General features: G+C 52.0%; 14 protein-coding genes and 1 pseudogene. 10 read left to right on the top strand and 5 right to left on the bottom strand.

Annotation, left to right across the window (positions count from 1 at the left end; translation table 11 throughout):
* The first annotated feature begins 180 nt into the window (after positions 1–180).
* Together symE and J4685_RS05025 are read left to right on the top strand one after the other, a co-directional pair.
* Positions 181–513, top strand: coding sequence for an endoribonuclease SymE (gene symE / locus J4685_RS05030; protein WP_001520547.1), 333 nt, complete (start codon positions 181–183; stop codon positions 511–513).
* Positions 514–586: 73 nt separating this feature from the next.
* A complete protein-coding gene (locus J4685_RS05025) occupies positions 587–1,288 on the top strand; it encodes a hypothetical protein (protein WP_001237615.1) in 702 nt (233 codons plus the stop codon).
* Between the two features lie 74 nt (positions 1,289–1,362).
* Here J4685_RS05025 and yjiS read toward each other — a convergent pair whose 3' ends face one another.
* A complete protein-coding gene (gene yjiS / locus J4685_RS05020) occupies positions 1,363–1,527 on the bottom strand; it encodes a DUF1127 domain-containing protein YjiS (protein WP_000397915.1) in 165 nt (54 codons plus the stop codon).
* Between yjiS and J4685_RS05015 the strand changes: the two genes are divergently transcribed.
* Positions 1,494–1,637, top strand: a complete 144-nt coding sequence (locus tag J4685_RS05015) for a hypothetical protein (RefSeq protein ID WP_001581776.1) — start codon at positions 1,494–1,496, stop codon at positions 1,635–1,637. The two genes, yjiS and J4685_RS05015, sit on opposite strands and share 34 nt — an antisense overlap.
* 94 nt (positions 1,638–1,731) lie before the next feature.
* Here J4685_RS05015 and J4685_RS05010 read toward each other — a convergent pair whose 3' ends face one another.
* Together J4685_RS05010 and J4685_RS05005 are read right to left on the bottom strand one after the other, a co-directional pair.
* Positions 1,732–3,102, bottom strand: coding sequence for an NAD-dependent succinate-semialdehyde dehydrogenase (locus J4685_RS05010; protein ID WP_000331419.1), 1,371 nt, complete (start codon positions 3,100–3,102; stop codon positions 1,732–1,734).
* Between the two features lie 180 nt (positions 3,103–3,282).
* Positions 3,283–4,248 carry an Rpn family recombination-promoting nuclease/putative transposase gene (locus J4685_RS05005; protein WP_000749998.1) on the bottom strand — a complete coding sequence of 322 codons (966 nt, stop codon included), beginning with the start codon at positions 4,246–4,248 and terminating at the stop codon, positions 3,283–3,285.
* Between the two features lie 478 nt (positions 4,249–4,726).
* Here J4685_RS05005 and mdtM point away from each other — a divergent pair.
* The 7 genes and pseudogenes from mdtM to hypT all read left to right on the top strand — a co-directional run bounded on the left by mdtM (position 4,727) and on the right by hypT (position 12,942).
* A pseudogene (mdtM, locus tag J4685_RS05000) lies at positions 4,727–5,967 on the top strand (multidrug efflux MFS transporter MdtM).
* Positions 5,968–6,054: 87 nt separating this feature from the next.
* Positions 6,055–7,326, top strand: a complete 1,272-nt coding sequence (locus J4685_RS04995) for a DUF445 domain-containing protein (RefSeq protein ID WP_024132438.1) — start codon at positions 6,055–6,057, stop codon at positions 7,324–7,326.
* A gap of 219 nt (positions 7,327–7,545) precedes the next feature.
* Complete coding sequence (locus J4685_RS04990) at positions 7,546–8,730, top strand: MFS transporter (protein WP_000233271.1); 1,185 nt, start codon at positions 7,546–7,548, stop codon at positions 8,728–8,730.
* A gap of 870 nt (positions 8,731–9,600) precedes the next feature.
* A complete protein-coding gene (locus J4685_RS04985; RefSeq protein ID WP_000068750.1) occupies positions 9,601–10,272 on the top strand; it encodes a nucleoside recognition domain-containing protein in 672 nt (223 codons plus the stop codon).
* A complete protein-coding gene (locus tag J4685_RS04980) occupies positions 10,269–10,730 on the top strand; it encodes a YjiG family protein (protein WP_000211979.1) in 462 nt (153 codons plus the stop codon). The genes J4685_RS04985 and J4685_RS04980 overlap by 4 nt, the downstream gene beginning before the upstream one ends.
* A gap of 12 nt (positions 10,731–10,742) precedes the next feature.
* On the top strand, positions 10,743–11,915 hold the full coding sequence (gene iadA / locus J4685_RS04975; protein WP_001113051.1) for a beta-aspartyl-peptidase: 1,173 nt from the start codon (positions 10,743–10,745) through the stop codon (positions 11,913–11,915).
* Between the two features lie 118 nt (positions 11,916–12,033).
* The gene (gene hypT, locus J4685_RS04970) at positions 12,034–12,942 is read left to right on the top strand and encodes a hypochlorite stress DNA-binding transcriptional regulator HypT (RefSeq protein ID WP_000383509.1); all 909 of its coding nucleotides are present in this window, start codon (positions 12,034–12,036) and stop codon (positions 12,940–12,942) included.
* Between the two features lie 5 nt (positions 12,943–12,947).
* Here hypT and J4685_RS04965 read toward each other — a convergent pair whose 3' ends face one another.
* Together J4685_RS04965 and J4685_RS04960 are read right to left on the bottom strand one after the other, a co-directional pair.
* Positions 12,948–13,682: an aspartate/glutamate racemase family protein gene (locus tag J4685_RS04965; protein ID WP_000683247.1), complete on the bottom strand. Its 735-nt coding sequence runs from the start codon at positions 13,680–13,682 to the stop codon at positions 12,948–12,950.
* Positions 13,683–13,920: 238 nt separating this feature from the next.
* Positions 13,921–14,451, bottom strand: a complete 531-nt coding sequence (locus J4685_RS04960; RefSeq protein WP_000907668.1) for an Hcp family type VI secretion system effector — start codon at positions 14,449–14,451, stop codon at positions 13,921–13,923.
* Positions 14,452–14,627 lie beyond the last annotated feature (176 nt).

Here is a 14,627-nt window from a genome sequence, read left to right as displayed (position 1 = left end):
CGCATTCATAACCATCAAAAATATATCCAGTTTCTTCCTGAACATTCCCATTACAGTCTATTTTCAGCTGGACTTTTCTTTTATTTACTGATGTTATATACAGGTATTTAGCGCGATATGGCCGTGCGGGAACACGGCCATATCGCTCATCACAATCACTATTCCAGGAGAATAGCCATCATGACTACCGTCCATTCTATTGCAGATCCGTGCGATCCAGAAGTATCCCCAACAAATAACCGTCACCTTACCGTGAGTTATGCGAGTCGTTATCCGGATTATACCCGCATTCCCGCCCTCACCATGAAGGGCCAGTGGCTGGAAGCCGCCGGTTTCGCCACCGGTACTGAGGTGGATGTGAGGGTGATGAACGGCTGTATTGTGCTCACGGCACAGCAGCCGCAACCAGAAGAAAGCGAGTTGATGCAGTCGCTGCGCCAGGTGAGCAAGCTATCGGCGCGTAAGCAAAAGCAGGTGCAGGCGTTTATCGACGTGATGGCAGGTTCTAAGTAAACGCATAAAATAAGCTGGCAAAGAACCCTTGCCAGCTTTAATTATAATTCATATCAATGAGTGAAGGAAAATCATGCGGCTAAAAGTAAAAGAAAACATTACGCTTTGGAGAAGTGAAGGTTTAATTGCTTATATCGCCCTTGGATTTCTATGTACTTTTTTTATGGAGGTCAACGCTCTATTACCATACTATCTTCAGCAAAGTATATTTTTCGAAACGCTGATGAGCTGCATGGCCTTCAATACGTTATTTTCGCTTGCTTTATCTGAGATTTTTTTTGCGATGTTGGTAGTGATTTGTCATAACACTAAACTGGAAAAGCTCACAAATAGTATTTTGCAAGAGTTGCATAAAAGAATTATGCAAGGTTCTTTCATTATATCCTTCTTATGCTTCGGAATATTTCTATTTTGTGTGATGGCATTCTGTATTGGTTCGCTAACAATAAATAATAATTACTATGGGAAACATGTCATAAATTTCGCTTACCCATTTGTTTTATTTCTATCTTTTCCTTATCTTATACATAAGGGTATAACAATCCTGTGTACTCTATTAAAAGCATTTCCCAAAGGCAAAATTCATGCAGCAATAATAATATTACTGATAATTGCAGCCGCGATTATTATCCCTGGCATGTTTAACAAAAAAGAAAAAATGACTATAACCATTGATAAGGAAAAATATCATGCGATTGAGCAAAAAACTAAGGTAAAACCAGAAAAATATATTGAGAAAAAGATTAATGATATTAATATTAATGATATAAAATAGTGAGCATGCATAACATAAGGGCATAGTAATATATCATAAAATCCTTTAACTACTATTGCCCTTGAATAGATCCACTATTCCACATCCTTCCTTTCCAACCCAATATCCTTTAACTGCTCGTCACTCATTCGTCGCAGCGCCTGACAGGCCCGCTTACGCAGCCACCACCTTTTTAGCGCCCGTCTGAGCTGCACAAAGCCAATGAATGGTTGTCTGGGGCGGTTCTCGTAAAATTCCATACCAGCCTCCGCATAGAACAGAAAATGCGGGCATCATGAATGTCTGTACAAACAATATCGGGATCAAAAGCACGGTTAGTGCAACGTGGATAAATAAGGAGGGCGATTGAGGGTGTTTTGTTCGCTTATTTCGTTCTGATTTAAGATCCGCGTCCTTCGCTGCAAAAAAGCCAGCCCCTCCCGTTTTCAGAGGGGCAACAGGGATTAGCGGCGCACCACTACCAGCTTCTGGTTCACAAACTCCTTAATCCCCAGATCCGATAGCTCACGTCCGAAGCCCGAACGCTTAACGCCGCCGAACGGCAGCTCCGCTGCGGTGTCGGCCAGCCAGTTGATATAAACCATCCCGGTTTCAATCCGGGAGGCCATGCGTTTAGCGCGTTCGATATCCTGACTAAACACCGCGCCGCCCAGGCCGTAGTGGGAATCGTTGGCGAGTTTTACCGCCTCATCATCGTCTTTCACCACATACATCTGCGCCACCGGGCCGAAGAACTCTTCAAAGTACGCCGGGTTGTCACGCGTAATATTGGTCAGAATGGTCGGCTCAAAGAAGTTGCCTTTGCTTTCCAGCGACGTGCCGCCAACGTGCAGCGTCGCGCCATTTTTCACCGCTTCCTCGACCTGTCTGGTCAGTGTATCCAGAGCATCTTTCGATGACAGCGGCCCCAGTTCGGTAGAAGCGTCCATCTGATCCCCCACCTTCACCTTCCTGAACGCCTCGGTGAACTGGCTGAGGAATTGATCGGCGATTTTCTCATGCAGGATAAAGCGCTTCGCCGCCGTACATACCTGCCCCGCATTAGTGAGCCGTGCCTGCACGCCAATTTTCACCGCTTTCTCAAGATCGGCATCGTCCAGCACGACGAACACATCGTTCCCGCCCAGTTCCAGCGTCGATTTTTTAATGTGCTTCGCCGCCTGTGCCGCCACGGCACTCCCCGCTTTTTCAGATCCGGTCAGCGCCGCGCCCTGCACGCGCGGGCCGGCGATGATGTTCGCCACCTGATCGGAGGAAATAAACAGGTTGGTCCATGCGCCTTCCGGCGCGCCAGCTTCACGCACCAGATGGGCAAACGTCTCGGCGCAGTGCGGTACGATGCTGGCATGTTTCGCCAGCACCGGGTTACCAGCGGCCAGGTTCGGCGCCAGCACACGCATCAACTGATAGTACGGGAAGTTCCACGGCTCAACGGCCATGATGACGCCAATCGGATGATGTTCTACCCACGCGTCGCCAAACTCGGTTTTATAAGGCACCGGGGCAAGAAACTGCTTCGCGTTATCCGCATAATAGCGAGCGATCTGCGCACACAGTTTGACTTCGCCACGGCTCTGCTCGATGAGCTTGCCCATCTCCTGGCTGGCGATTTTTGCCAGTTCTTCAACACGGCTGTCGATCAAGTCAGCCAGCTTATGCAGTACCGGCAGACGTTGGTCAATCTCTCCCTTGGACCAGTCGGAGTGATAGAGCGCGTCAGCTTTTTGCAGCGCGGCTTCAATATCCGCGTCCGTGTGCGGGGGGTACTCTTTAATGAGCTGATTATTGGCAGGATTCACTGTCTGGTAAGCCATATCACATGTCTCCTTGTTATCGTCATTAAGGCAGCCGTAAATGCCGCTCAGAACAATAAGGGTAGTAGAGATGGCTGGCGCTATCGGTAAAGTTCGGTATATTCGTGCGGTTATCAACGATAATTATAGAGAGCGTTGCCCGGCGGGCACCGGGCCTGCAACATTCAGACTGGAGCCGCGTTAGTGACTAACATCCTGAAGCTCTTCAGCCGTAAGGCCGGTGAACCGCTGGACAGTCTCGCGGTCAAGTCCGTCCACCAGCATCTGTCTGGCGATACGCAATGCGGCAACGTGCTGACCTTTTTCCAGCCCTTTTTCTAATCCTTCTGCTAATCCTTCCTCCAGACCTAGCTGTCTTCCTTGCCGTTCCCCTTTTCTGCGATCCGCTGCGCGGATCCTCTCTATCAGCGTCATCAGTCTCTCCTTAGTGTGCGGGACATGCCCTACCACATTACGAATAAACGTGGTGAAACGAGGCGTATGTCCGTGCTGAATCATAAGATAATTAAACAGCGCTTTAAGCTGCCTGTCATTAGCGCAACCAGTAACTAACAGCGAAGCAATTCGTTCAACCAGTCCCAGCAGGTCGCGCTGGCGGATATGTTTTTGGATGAGCTCCAGCAGCGCAATGCGGCGGTGCTGCATAATGTCATCATCCGATACCACCGTAATGTCGACCAGCGGAAAGGCAGCGGCATAGAGTCTTCTTGCCACTTCCGGGTTCGCAAACTCATCCAGCCAGCACAGCGAAAAAGGATACGGGCTATCAACACCGTGATAAAACAGCATCGGCACCACCAGCGGAAGATGCTTATGCCCCGCATCCAGATGCTGTTGCATTGCCGCCATCGCATACCGCATCAGCCGAAACGCCATATGCGCATCCGGCGTGCTCTGATGTTCAATCACGACATAGATATAACCGTCGCCCTCGCGCGTTTTCAGCGACCAAAGCACATCGGAATAATAGGCTCGCAGATTTTTTTCAATAAAACTGCCGGGCTCCAGCTTTAGCGTCCGCAGGTCGCAAAGCTGGCGTAACGACACCGGCAGATGAATCTCCATAAAATCGCGTGCGGTTTCCGGGTGGCGCAAAAAGGTTTTAAACACCGCATCATGCGGTGTTGAGGTCGTCGATTTTTTCATGGCGCTCCGTCACCCCAAACCAGGATGCTGCGACTCTACCTCCTGAAAATTCCTTTCTCATCCGTACCTTTTCAGCATTGCGAGGCGCGACGAAAGATAAATCCTGTTATCTGTAATGCACATGCATTTTCGGAACTGAACACGCAAAATACCAGCCTGCGCGCCCTGCCTTTATCTTTATTAACCAGACAAACTCTTTTGATTAACATCAAAATTTAATTACACTTAATGTGTATATTTTCCGTGCAACGTAAATTTCCCGAGGTGTGATGTGCTGATTGTTATCTGTAATCGCCACACGTTCTGACGAGATTCAGAACGCGTCTCTTCCTGTCTGTGTTTTCACCGGCAGCGTTTTTGATTACATGAAATTCAGTACATCCGCAGCCGCTGTTTCCATCGCCTGCCTGACGTCACGATGACGGTATTGAGTTTCGCTGTCCCATCATAGGGTTCTCCGACATGGAGCGCATTTTTTATGCAACGGATTATTCAGTTTTTCTCCCAACGCGCCACAACGTTATTTTTCCCGATGGCGCTGATTTTGTACGATTTTGCCGCCTATCTGACGACGGATCTGATTCAGCCTGGCATCATTAACGTCGTGCGCGATTTTAATGCTGACGTCAGTCTTGCGCCGGCCTCGGTCAGTCTCTATCTGGCAGGCGGAATGGCGTTGCAATGGCTTCTGGGGCCGCTATCCGACAGGATTGGCCGCCGGCCAGTGCTGATTGCAGGCGCATTAGTTTTTACTCTCGCCTGCGCGGCAACGCTGTTGACGACCTCAATGACGCAGTTTCTGGTTGCCCGTTTTGCGCAGGGCACCAGCATTTGCTTTATCGCAACGGTCGGCTACGTCACGGTACAGGAGGCCTTCGGTCAAACCAAAGCCATTAAGCTGATGGCGATTATTACCTCCATTGTGCTGGTCGCTCCGGTTATCGGCCCGCTCTCCGGCGCCGCGCTGATGCACTTCGTTCACTGGAAGGTACTGTTGGTATTATTGCGGTGATGGGACTGTTGGCGTTGTGCGGCCTGCTGCTGGCGATGCCAGAAACGGTGCAACGCGGCGCGGTGCCGTTCAGCGCGGTGAGCGTACTGCGCGATTTTCGTAATGTGTTTCGCAACCCGATTTTTCTCACCGGGGCGGCGACGCTGTCGTTGAGCTACATCCCGATGATGAGCTGGGTGGCGGTGTCACCGGTGATCCTGATCGATGCCGGCGGGATGAGTACTTCGCAATTCGCCTGGGCGCAGGTGCCCGTATTCGGCGCGGTGATCGTGGCCAATATGATCGTTGTGCGCCTGGTGAAAGATCCAACCCGACCGCGTTTTATCTGGCGCGCCGTACCAATCCAGTTAAGCGGGCTGGCGACATTACTCCTCGGTAATCTTCTTCTGCCGCACGTCTGGCTTTGGTCTGTGCTGGGCACCAGCCTGTACGCGTTCGGCATTGGAATGATTTTCCCGACGCTATTTCGCTTCACGCTTTTCTCCAACAACTTGCCAAAAGGGACGGTTTCAGCCTCACTGAACATGGTGATTCTGACGGTGATGGCGGTGTCGGTCGAAGTTGGCCGCTGGCTGTGGTTTCACGGCGGGAGACTGCCGTTTCACCTGCTGGCAGCGGTGGCCGGGGTGATTGTGGTCTTCACTCTGGCGACACTATTACAGCGCGTGCGCCAGCATGAGGCGGCAGAACTGGCCGCTGAGAAGTAAACACTCTGCCGGATAGAGGCTTATCCGGCACAGGATAATCTGATGTTTTTTTGCACGCTCCTGCCGTCTGGCTCTATCCTTAACCCTATGAATAAAATCGCCGAACTCAAACGCGCCAAACGCCTGGCGCTCTCACTGTTGCTGATAGCCGCCGCGACGTTTGTAACCACGCTTTTCCTGCCGCCCAGTTTTTGGGTGCTGGGCGTAAAAGCTATTGCCGAAGCGGCGATGGTTGGCGCGCTGGCGGACTGGTTTGCCGTGGTGGCGCTGTTTCGCCGCATTCCCATTCCGTTTATTTCACGACATACGGCGATTATTCCCCGTAATAAAGACCGAATCGGCGAAAATCTTGGGCAATTTGTGCAGGAGAAGTTCCTTGATACGCAGTCACTGATCGCGCTAATCCGCCGCCATGAACCCGCGCTGCTTATCGGAAACTGGTTCAGCCAGCCGGACAACGCCAGCCGGGTCGGGCAGCATCTGCTGCAAATTATGAGCGGCTTTCTGGAACTAACCGATGACGCCCGTATTCAGCGGCTGCTCAAGCGAGCGGTACATAAGGCGATTGATAAAGTGGATCTTTCCAGCACCAGCGCCCTGATGCTGGAAAGCATGACCAAAAACGATCGTCACCAGGTGTTACTCGATACGCTGATCGCCCAGCTTATCGCCCTGTTACAGCGTGACAGCTCCCGAACATTTATCGCCAGACAGATCATACGCTGGCTGGAGACCGAACATCCGTTAAAAGCGAAGATTCTGCCGACCGAATGGCTGGGAGAACACAGCGCTGAACTGGTCTCCGACGCGGTAAATTCTCTGCTGGATGATATCAGTCACGACCGCGCGCATCAGATTCGTCATGCCTTCGATCGCGCGACGTATAAGCTGATCGATAAACTTAAACATGATCCGGAAATGGCTGCCCGGGCAGAAAACATTAAAAGTTACCTGAAGGAAGATGAGGCGTTTAACCGTTATCTCGGCGAGAGCTGGGCGGATCTGCGCCAGTGGTTAAAAACAGATATCAACGCCGAAGACTCAAAGGTGAAGCAGCGCATCGCTCATGCCGGACAATGGTTTGGCGAGACGCTGATCGCCGACGACGCATTACGCGCCTCGCTTAACGGTCATCTGGAACAGGCCGCGCACCGCGTCGCGCCGGAATTCGCCGCCTTCCTGACGCGCCACATCAGCGATACCGTAAAAGGCTGGGATGCGCGCGATATGTCGCAGCAGATTGAGCTTAATATCGGTAAAGATTTGCAGTTTATCCGCGTGAACGGCACGCTGGTCGGCGGCGCTATTGGTCTGGTGTTATATTTACTGTCGCAAATACCGGCACTGCTCAGTATCTAAGAAGGGGAAGGCGCAATTCTCGTTCAGATTAACTACCAAACCCCGCACGTGGGAGGCATTAATTTAATGCCATTTCCCACCGATGCCCCTCTTCTCAATCCGTTATTCGCCTGCGCTTCACTTTCTTTTCTTGCAAATTTGAAACATTAATTTTACTTTTTATTATCACTTACAACGACAATCCGGCATTCCTGCCTTACTTTAGCAAAGAGAAAAACCATGGTTCATGCTCAGAGCGCTTCACCTCGCCATCCCATTTTTACGGCGCTTTTCGGTATGATGGTATTGACGCTGGGGATGGGAGTTGGCCGCTTTCTGTATACGCCCATGCTGCCGGTAATGCTGGCGGAAAAGCAGCTAACGTTTAACCAACTCTCCTGGATTGCCAGCGCCAATTATGCAGGGTACCTGGCGGGAAGCTTACTGTTTTCCTTTGGCCTTTTTCATCTCCCCTCTCGTCTACGCCCCATGCTGCTGGCTTCGGCGGTCGCCACCGGTATTCTTATTCTGTCTATGGCGATATTTACTCAGCCCGCGGTCGTCATGTTGGTGCGCTTCCTGGCAGGCGTCGCGAGTGCGGGAATGATGATTTTTGGATCAATGATTGTGTTGCATCATACCCGCCATCCGTTTGTGATCGCCGCGCTCTTTTCCGGCGTCGGGGCCGGGATTGCACTGGGCAACGAATATGTCATTGGCGGTTTACATTATGCGCTTTCGGCCCATTCGCTATGGCTGGGGGCCGGAGCGCTCGCCGGTATATTGCTATTAATCGTGGCAATGTTGATTCCCCCCCGCGCTCATGCGCTGCCGCCTGCGCCCTTAGCAAGAATCGAAAATCAGCCTATGTCCTGGTGGCAACTGGCGCTGTTATACGGTTTCGCCGGATTCGGCTACATCATTGTCGCTACCTATTTGCCACTGATGGCGAAAAGCGCGGGCTCTTCGCTACTCACGGCACACCTTTGGTCGTTGGTCGGCCTGGCGATCATTCCCGGCTGCTTCGGCTGGCTGTGGGCGGCAAAACATTGGGGCGTCCTGCCATGTCTGACCGCGAACCTGTTGATCCAGAGCGCCTGCGTGCTGCTGTCTCTCGCCAGCGACTCGTTGTTGCTGTTAATACTGAGCAGTATTGGTTTTGGCGCCACGTTTATGGGCACAACCTCACTGGTGATGCCGCTTGCCCGCCAGCTCAGCGCGCCGGGCAATATTAATTTGTTAGGCCTGGTGACGCTAACGTATGGTATTGGGCAAATTCTCGGTCCGCTCGCCGCCAGTCTGTCAGGCAATGGCGCGTCGGCAATTATCAACGCCACGCTTTGCGGCGCCGCGGCGCTCTTTTTTGCCGCGCTGATCAGCGCCGCGCAGCAGATAAAACAAAAACGGTTTGTGATACGTGAATAAGCGGTAGAGTAAACCCGCGCTATCCGCACCGGGTTGTATCTTTAATGCTATTCGCGGCGCAATGCGGATCTGTTTTTAATAGCACATCCTCAACACGTTATTTCAAGGTAAAGATGCCACTAAAAACTATACTTATTCTATGGTTTTTAGTGTTATCAATCTGTCTATTATTTTATATACCCTTCCTACTTCAAGTGGCTTATGTGTTGGCTACGGATTACCCGGCCCATCCATGGGCCTCGCCCTGACGGGCCGTTGCTCACCCCAGTCACATCGTTATTATGCTCCTGGGGACTCACTCCCTTGCCGCCTTTACGCAACTCGAATTATTTTGGCTATATATTCCATTATGATGATTATCGCTCCCTCTCAAATCATCACAATTATAAATAAATCACATCATGAAATTAATTCGATTATTCGTTTTTTATTACCTGCCCGTAGGATTCTTAGGGCGCAAGCTGACCCATCAGCGGCTACTGACCTGACCGTGACAATTCCTCTTAAGGCGTGAAAAATTACAGTAAAAAAGTAAAATTTAGGTTAAAAAACCCTATTTTTTAACAACGATAATTAAGTGGCGTGAAATTGACTAACGTCAAATTTATTTCCCCTTTTTCCTGCTCCCGGCTCTGGCCTGCGTCAACACCTGTTTCTTTGCTTTTTTACCGCGCGTTATACCGTCCACGGTTCCCCGCGCCTCCGGCAGTAGCGAGGATGGTGATTTTTCGCGCTGCTATGCAAGAAACGCATAGCACGATACATACTTGCATTTTGTCCTTACCCTTATGGCTGATAAGGTCTTTCTGTTTCGGGCTTTTTGGCCTGTGGCTACAACCAACACATCATCAAAAAAATTCGGGGATCGCTATGGCGCAACAAGTGGACGGGGCGGCCATGCCGCTTGATACAGAAAAGGTCGGGATAAAGGGATACCTGGCGTTTTTTCTCACCATTATTTTCTTTTCCGGCGTATTTTCCGGAAGCGAAGGCTGGTGGCGCGTTTTTGATTTTACCGTACTCAACGGGTCATTCGGTCATGTGACCGGTACGCAGACCTTTCGCGGCGCGGGCGGAACGGGCGCGAAAGATGGCTTCCTTTTTGCGCTGGAGCTGGCGCCGTCGGTTATCCTTTCTCTGGGTATCATCGCGATTACGGATGGGCTTGGCGGTCTGCGGGCGGCACAGCAATTGATGACGCCCATCCTGAAACCATTGCTTGGCATTCCCGGCATTTGCTCACTGGCGCTGATCGCCAACCTGCAAAATACCGACGCCGCGGCGGGTATGACCAAAGAGCTGGCGCAGGAAGGCGAAATCACCGAACGCGATAAAGTGATTTTTGCCGCCTGGCAGACCAGCGGCAGCGCTATTATCACCAACTATTTCTCCTCCGGCGTTGCGGTATTCGCCTTTCTGGGAACGTCAGTCATCATTCCGCTGGTGGTCATTCTGCTATTCAAATTTATCGGCGCAAACCTTTTGCGCATCTGGATTAACATCGAAGAACGCCGTCATCCTGCGCAAGGAGCCCAATCATGACGACTCAGGTACGTAAGAATGTCATGGATATGTTTATCGATGGCGCACGCCGCGGTTTTACCATCGCCACGACCAACCTGTTACCCAATGTGGTCATGGCATTTGTCATTATTCAGGCGCTGAAAATTACCGGTCTGCTCGACTGGGTAGGCCATATCTGCCAGCCCGTGATGGCGTTGTGGGGGCTTCCCGGCGAAGCGGCTACGGTGCTTCTGGCTTCGCTGATGAGTATGGGCGGCGCCGTTGGCGTGGCGGCCAGTCTGGCTACCGCCGGCGCGCTAAGCGGCCACGATGTTACCGTACTACTGCCAGCCATTTACCTGATGGGAAACCCGGTACAGAATGTCGGCCGCTGTCTCGGTACTGCCGAAGTCAACGCCAAATATTACCCGCATATTATCGCAGTCTGCGCCATCAATGCGCTGCTGTCGATCTGGGTCATGCAGCTTATTGTTTAATAAGGAGTTATCATGCCTGATTTATCCGCCGCGGAGTTTACCTTGTTACAGGGTGCGCACCTGTTTGCGCCAGAAGACCGGGGCATCTGCGATGTTCTGCTCGCGAATGGCAAAATTATTGCCGTCGGCGCTGACATCCCCGGCGATATCGTACCGGACTGTGCGGTGATTAATCTTAGCGGTCGTATGCTGTGCCCGGGCTTTATCGACCAACACGTTCATCTGATCGGCGGCGGCGGCGAAGCGGGGCCGACGACGCGGACGCCGGAAGTCTCTCTGAGCCGCCTGACGGAAGCCGGGATAACAACGGTCGTCGGCCTGCTTGGCACCGACTCCGTCAGCCGTCATCCCGCGTCGCTGTTAGCCAAAACGCGAGCGCTAAATGAGGAGGGGATCACCGCCTGGATGCTCACGGGCGCTTATCACGTTCCGTCGCCGACCATTACTGGCTCGGTAGAAAAAGACGTCGCGCTGATCGATCGCGTCATTGGCGTGAAATGCGCAGTCTCCGACCACCGTTCCGCCGCGCCCGGCGGGAATCAACTCGCCAGCATGGCCGCCGAATCACGCGTTGGCGGCCTGCTGGGCGGCAAACCCGGTGTCAGCGTTTTTCATATGGGCAGCAGCAAAAAAGGGTTACAGCCGCTGTATGACATCTTGGAAAACAGCGACGTGCCGATCGGTAAACTGCTGCCTACCCACGTCAACCGTAGCGAATCGCTTTTCGAGCAGGCGCTGGCGTTTGCGCTTAAAGGCGGCGTGATCGACATTACCACCAGTATCCCGGATCCCGTCGCGCCGGCGGAGGGCATTGCCAGAGCGGTAAAAGCCGGCGTCCCGCTTTCCCGGGTGACGCTCAGTTCAGACGGCAACGGCAGCCAGCCGCTATTTGACGCTGCCGGAAATCTGACGGGTATCGGCGTCGCGGGCTTCGAAAGTTTGCTGGAGACGTTGCAGACGCTGGTTAACCACTACGGATTCAGCCTGACCGATGCTCTGCGTCCGCTGACAACCAGCGTAGCCGCCTTCCTCAGTCTGGACGGCAAAGGCGAAATCCGTCCCGGTAACGATGCGGATCTGCTCGTCTTTAGCGCAGATTTACGCATTGAGCAGGTGTATGCGCGCGGCAAACGCATGGTCAATGAGGGGAAAGCCTGCGTAAAAGGTACCTTTGAACCGGCGTAATTCCCGCTAGTTTCAGACTGCCCCATCACGGCATTCTGAAAGAGGACGGGATAAGTGGTTGTCAGCCGCCCGAATGGACGTAGAATGCCCCTTCGGACGGCTGACAGGATAACGGTAAATGGATGTAACTGGAGCAGGTTTGCACAATATTGAGACAAAATGGCTATATGATTTTCTGACGCTGGAAAAGTGCCGCAATTTCTCTCAGGCCGCCATTATCCGCAACGTATCGCAACCCGCTTTTAGCCGGCGGATTCGCGCCCTGGAACATGCCGTGGGCGTTGAACTGTTTAACCGACAGGTCTCGCCGCTACAGCTTTCCGAACAGGGTAAAATCTTTCACTCCCAGGTTCGCCACCTGTTACAGCAGCTGGAAAGTAATCTGACCGAACTGCGCGGCGGCAGCGATTATACGCTGCGTAAAATCAAGATTGCCGCCGCCCACTCGCTCTCCCTCGGCCTGTTACCGACCATCGTTAAGCAGATGCCGACGCAGTTTACCTACGCCGTTGAGGCGATAGATGTCGACCAGGCGGTGGATATGTTACGTGAGGGGCAAAGCGATTTTATCTTTTCCTATCACGATGAAAACCTGCAACAAGCGCCGTTTGATAATATCCGCCTGTTTGAGTCGAGACTGTTTCCGGTTTGCGCCAACAATGGCCGGGGCGAGCCGCGCTATACGCTTGAGCAGCCGCACTTTCCCCTGCTTAATTACAGTCAAAACTCCTATATGGGCCGGCTGATAAATCGTACCCTGACTCGCCATGCTGAACTGAGTTTCAGTACATTTTTCGTCTCTTCGATGAGTGAATTGTTAAAACAGGTTGCGATGGACGGCTGCGGAATCGCCTGGTTACCCGAGTATGCTATCCGTCAGGAGATTACCGACGGGCGCCTGATAGTGCTTGATGCCGACGAACTGGTTATCCCGATCCAGGCTTATGCTTATCGCATGAATACCCGCATGAGTCAGGTAGCCGAAACATTTTGGCGCGACCTGCGTGGGCTTCAGGCCGCGCTGTAAACACATCAGGCGGTAAGGCGTTGTTCCCCGGTCAAAGAGGCGCGGGTGTCTGGCCAGGACTCATACCAACGAATCGCCGCGCGCACCAGCGACGCTGTGGAATCAATCATCGGGCACGCTATCGCGCGTTCATGTCCGGCCACAATAAGCGGAATTTCGGTACACCCCATAATAATTGCCTGAGCGCCACGGGCAATAAGGCTATCGATTTGCGGCAGCAGCAGCGCTTGCGCCGCAGTTTTATCGCCACGTTTAAGCGTATAAATAGCCTGCATTACCAACGCCTGCCCCGCGTCTTCTGGCTGAATTAACGTCAGCCCCCGCGCCAGCGCTTTCTTTTGATATAACCCGGTCGCCAGCGTCGCATTGGTCGCCAGCAGACCAACGTGCCGCGCCGATGGCGGAATATCCCCCAGGGTGGCGTCCAGGATGCTGATCATTCGCGCTTTCGCGACGTTCTGTAAATCATCAAACCAATAATGCGCAGTGTTGCATGGGATAACGATACACTCCGCCCCGGCGTCTTCCAGCATATGCAGATAACGCTCCAGATAACGGTATGGCGAAGGCCCGCCGGATAACAGACATGCTGTACGATCGGGAATATCAGGGATAGAGCTGACAATGAGCGGGATGTGTTGTTGATCACAACTGGCATGTCGCAATTCAACAAATTTTTCCAACATATCCGCCGTTGCCGCAGGTCCCATCCCCCCCAGTATCCCAATGGTGTGTTTCATCGCTTTTCCCGCTTATTTACGTCAAGGTCAGAAACACACTATCAACTTGATGTGTATATAAAAAATGCCGTTTTATTAGCGGCTATGCGTAAAAATCATAACGGGTGTAAGGGTCACGCGTTATCGCCTTTTCAGGCAATCGATTGGTTACATGAGCGCTCATCGACCTTCGCAAGCCGCTAAATGCCATTTCGCTATACAGCATCGCCCACTGCGAGTCCGCAAGCTTGTTTTATCCTCATCGCCACAGCGCCTGTCGGTGAAGGGGCCGCCGTGTTTTGCTTTTCGACGCCAATGCGGGAATATCCCAGCGAATATGGCTATAAACCAAATCCACGGTCTCCATGGCGCTGCCTTCGGCGTCGCCATGATTGCTCATGCGTGAAATTCGCACATTGGTGAGCGTATAAATAATAAATGGCAGCATTGCGCCCTTATCACTACGGCATAATGTCAGCACGCCTTCTTTCACCGTTTTCCCGTTACAATAGTGCTCATAGAGGCCAGGCGTAGCAAGATCGACTGGCTTTGTCAGCGTCAACCCTCCAATATATGTCCCTCTCGCTTCGCCGGACTCCCGTTTCGTCGGGTTGTGGTTGTAAGCAATAAGTTTTATTTGGTTTTCAAAACCTTTGATCTGGCTTTCGCCTTCAATACCGTCCAGTTTTAAATAGATGGCGTCCATCCCCCCTCCGTGATTATCATGCGGCAAAGCAGGCTGACAAGGACGGAACGCCAACAATGAAAGAACGTTCCATTTTCCAGCCATTTCGTTGGTGTCTCTGTATACCAGATTAAATACCGACAATCTGCTATAACTGGATTCTTGCTAAATACCTTCTGCCATCAACAATCCATTTTACAATAGCGCTACTGACCTGAAATCTATTACGCCTGGCATTCAAGCATCGTTTCCTGAATAACCATAGCCGCTATAAGAACCAT

Source organism: Salmonella sp. 32100201201700099SM (assembly GCF_017572645.1).
GTDB lineage: Bacteria > Pseudomonadota > Gammaproteobacteria > Enterobacterales > Enterobacteriaceae > Salmonella > Salmonella enterica.
This window is presented reverse-complemented; position numbering and strand designations above follow the sequence as displayed.

Bases quoted from the DNA above. Each gene is read 5' to 3' on its own strand.
- symE (WP_001520547.1), top strand. From the start codon at position 181: ATGACTACCGTCCATTCTATTGCAGATCCGTGCGATCCAGAAGTATCC.
- J4685_RS05025 (WP_001237615.1), top strand. From the start codon at position 587: ATGCGGCTAAAAGTAAAAGAAAACATTACGCTTTGGAGAAGTGAAGGT.
- J4685_RS05015 (WP_001581776.1), top strand. From the start codon at position 1,494: ATGGTTGTCTGGGGCGGTTCTCGTAAAATTCCATACCAGCCTCCGCAT.
- yjiS (WP_000397915.1), bottom strand. From the start codon at position 1,527: ATGGAATTTTACGAGAACCGCCCCAGACAACCATTCATTGGCTTTGTG.
- J4685_RS05010 (WP_000331419.1), bottom strand. From the start codon at position 3,102: ATGGCTTACCAGACAGTGAATCCTGCCAATAATCAGCTCATTAAAGAG.
- J4685_RS05005 (WP_000749998.1), bottom strand. From the start codon at position 4,248: ATGAAAAAATCGACGACCTCAACACCGCATGATGCGGTGTTTAAAACC.
- J4685_RS04995 (WP_024132438.1), top strand. From the start codon at position 6,055: ATGAATAAAATCGCCGAACTCAAACGCGCCAAACGCCTGGCGCTCTCA.
- J4685_RS04990 (WP_000233271.1), top strand. From the start codon at position 7,546: ATGGTTCATGCTCAGAGCGCTTCACCTCGCCATCCCATTTTTACGGCG.
- J4685_RS04985 (WP_000068750.1), top strand. From the start codon at position 9,601: ATGGCGCAACAAGTGGACGGGGCGGCCATGCCGCTTGATACAGAAAAG.
- J4685_RS04980 (WP_000211979.1), top strand. From the start codon at position 10,269: ATGACGACTCAGGTACGTAAGAATGTCATGGATATGTTTATCGATGGC.
- iadA (WP_001113051.1), top strand. From the start codon at position 10,743: ATGCCTGATTTATCCGCCGCGGAGTTTACCTTGTTACAGGGTGCGCAC.
- hypT (WP_000383509.1), top strand. From the start codon at position 12,034: ATGGATGTAACTGGAGCAGGTTTGCACAATATTGAGACAAAATGGCTA.
- J4685_RS04965 (WP_000683247.1), bottom strand. From the start codon at position 13,682: ATGAAACACACCATTGGGATACTGGGGGGGATGGGACCTGCGGCAACG.
- J4685_RS04960 (WP_000907668.1), bottom strand. From the start codon at position 14,451: ATGGCTGGAAAATGGAACGTTCTTTCATTGTTGGCGTTCCGTCCTTGT.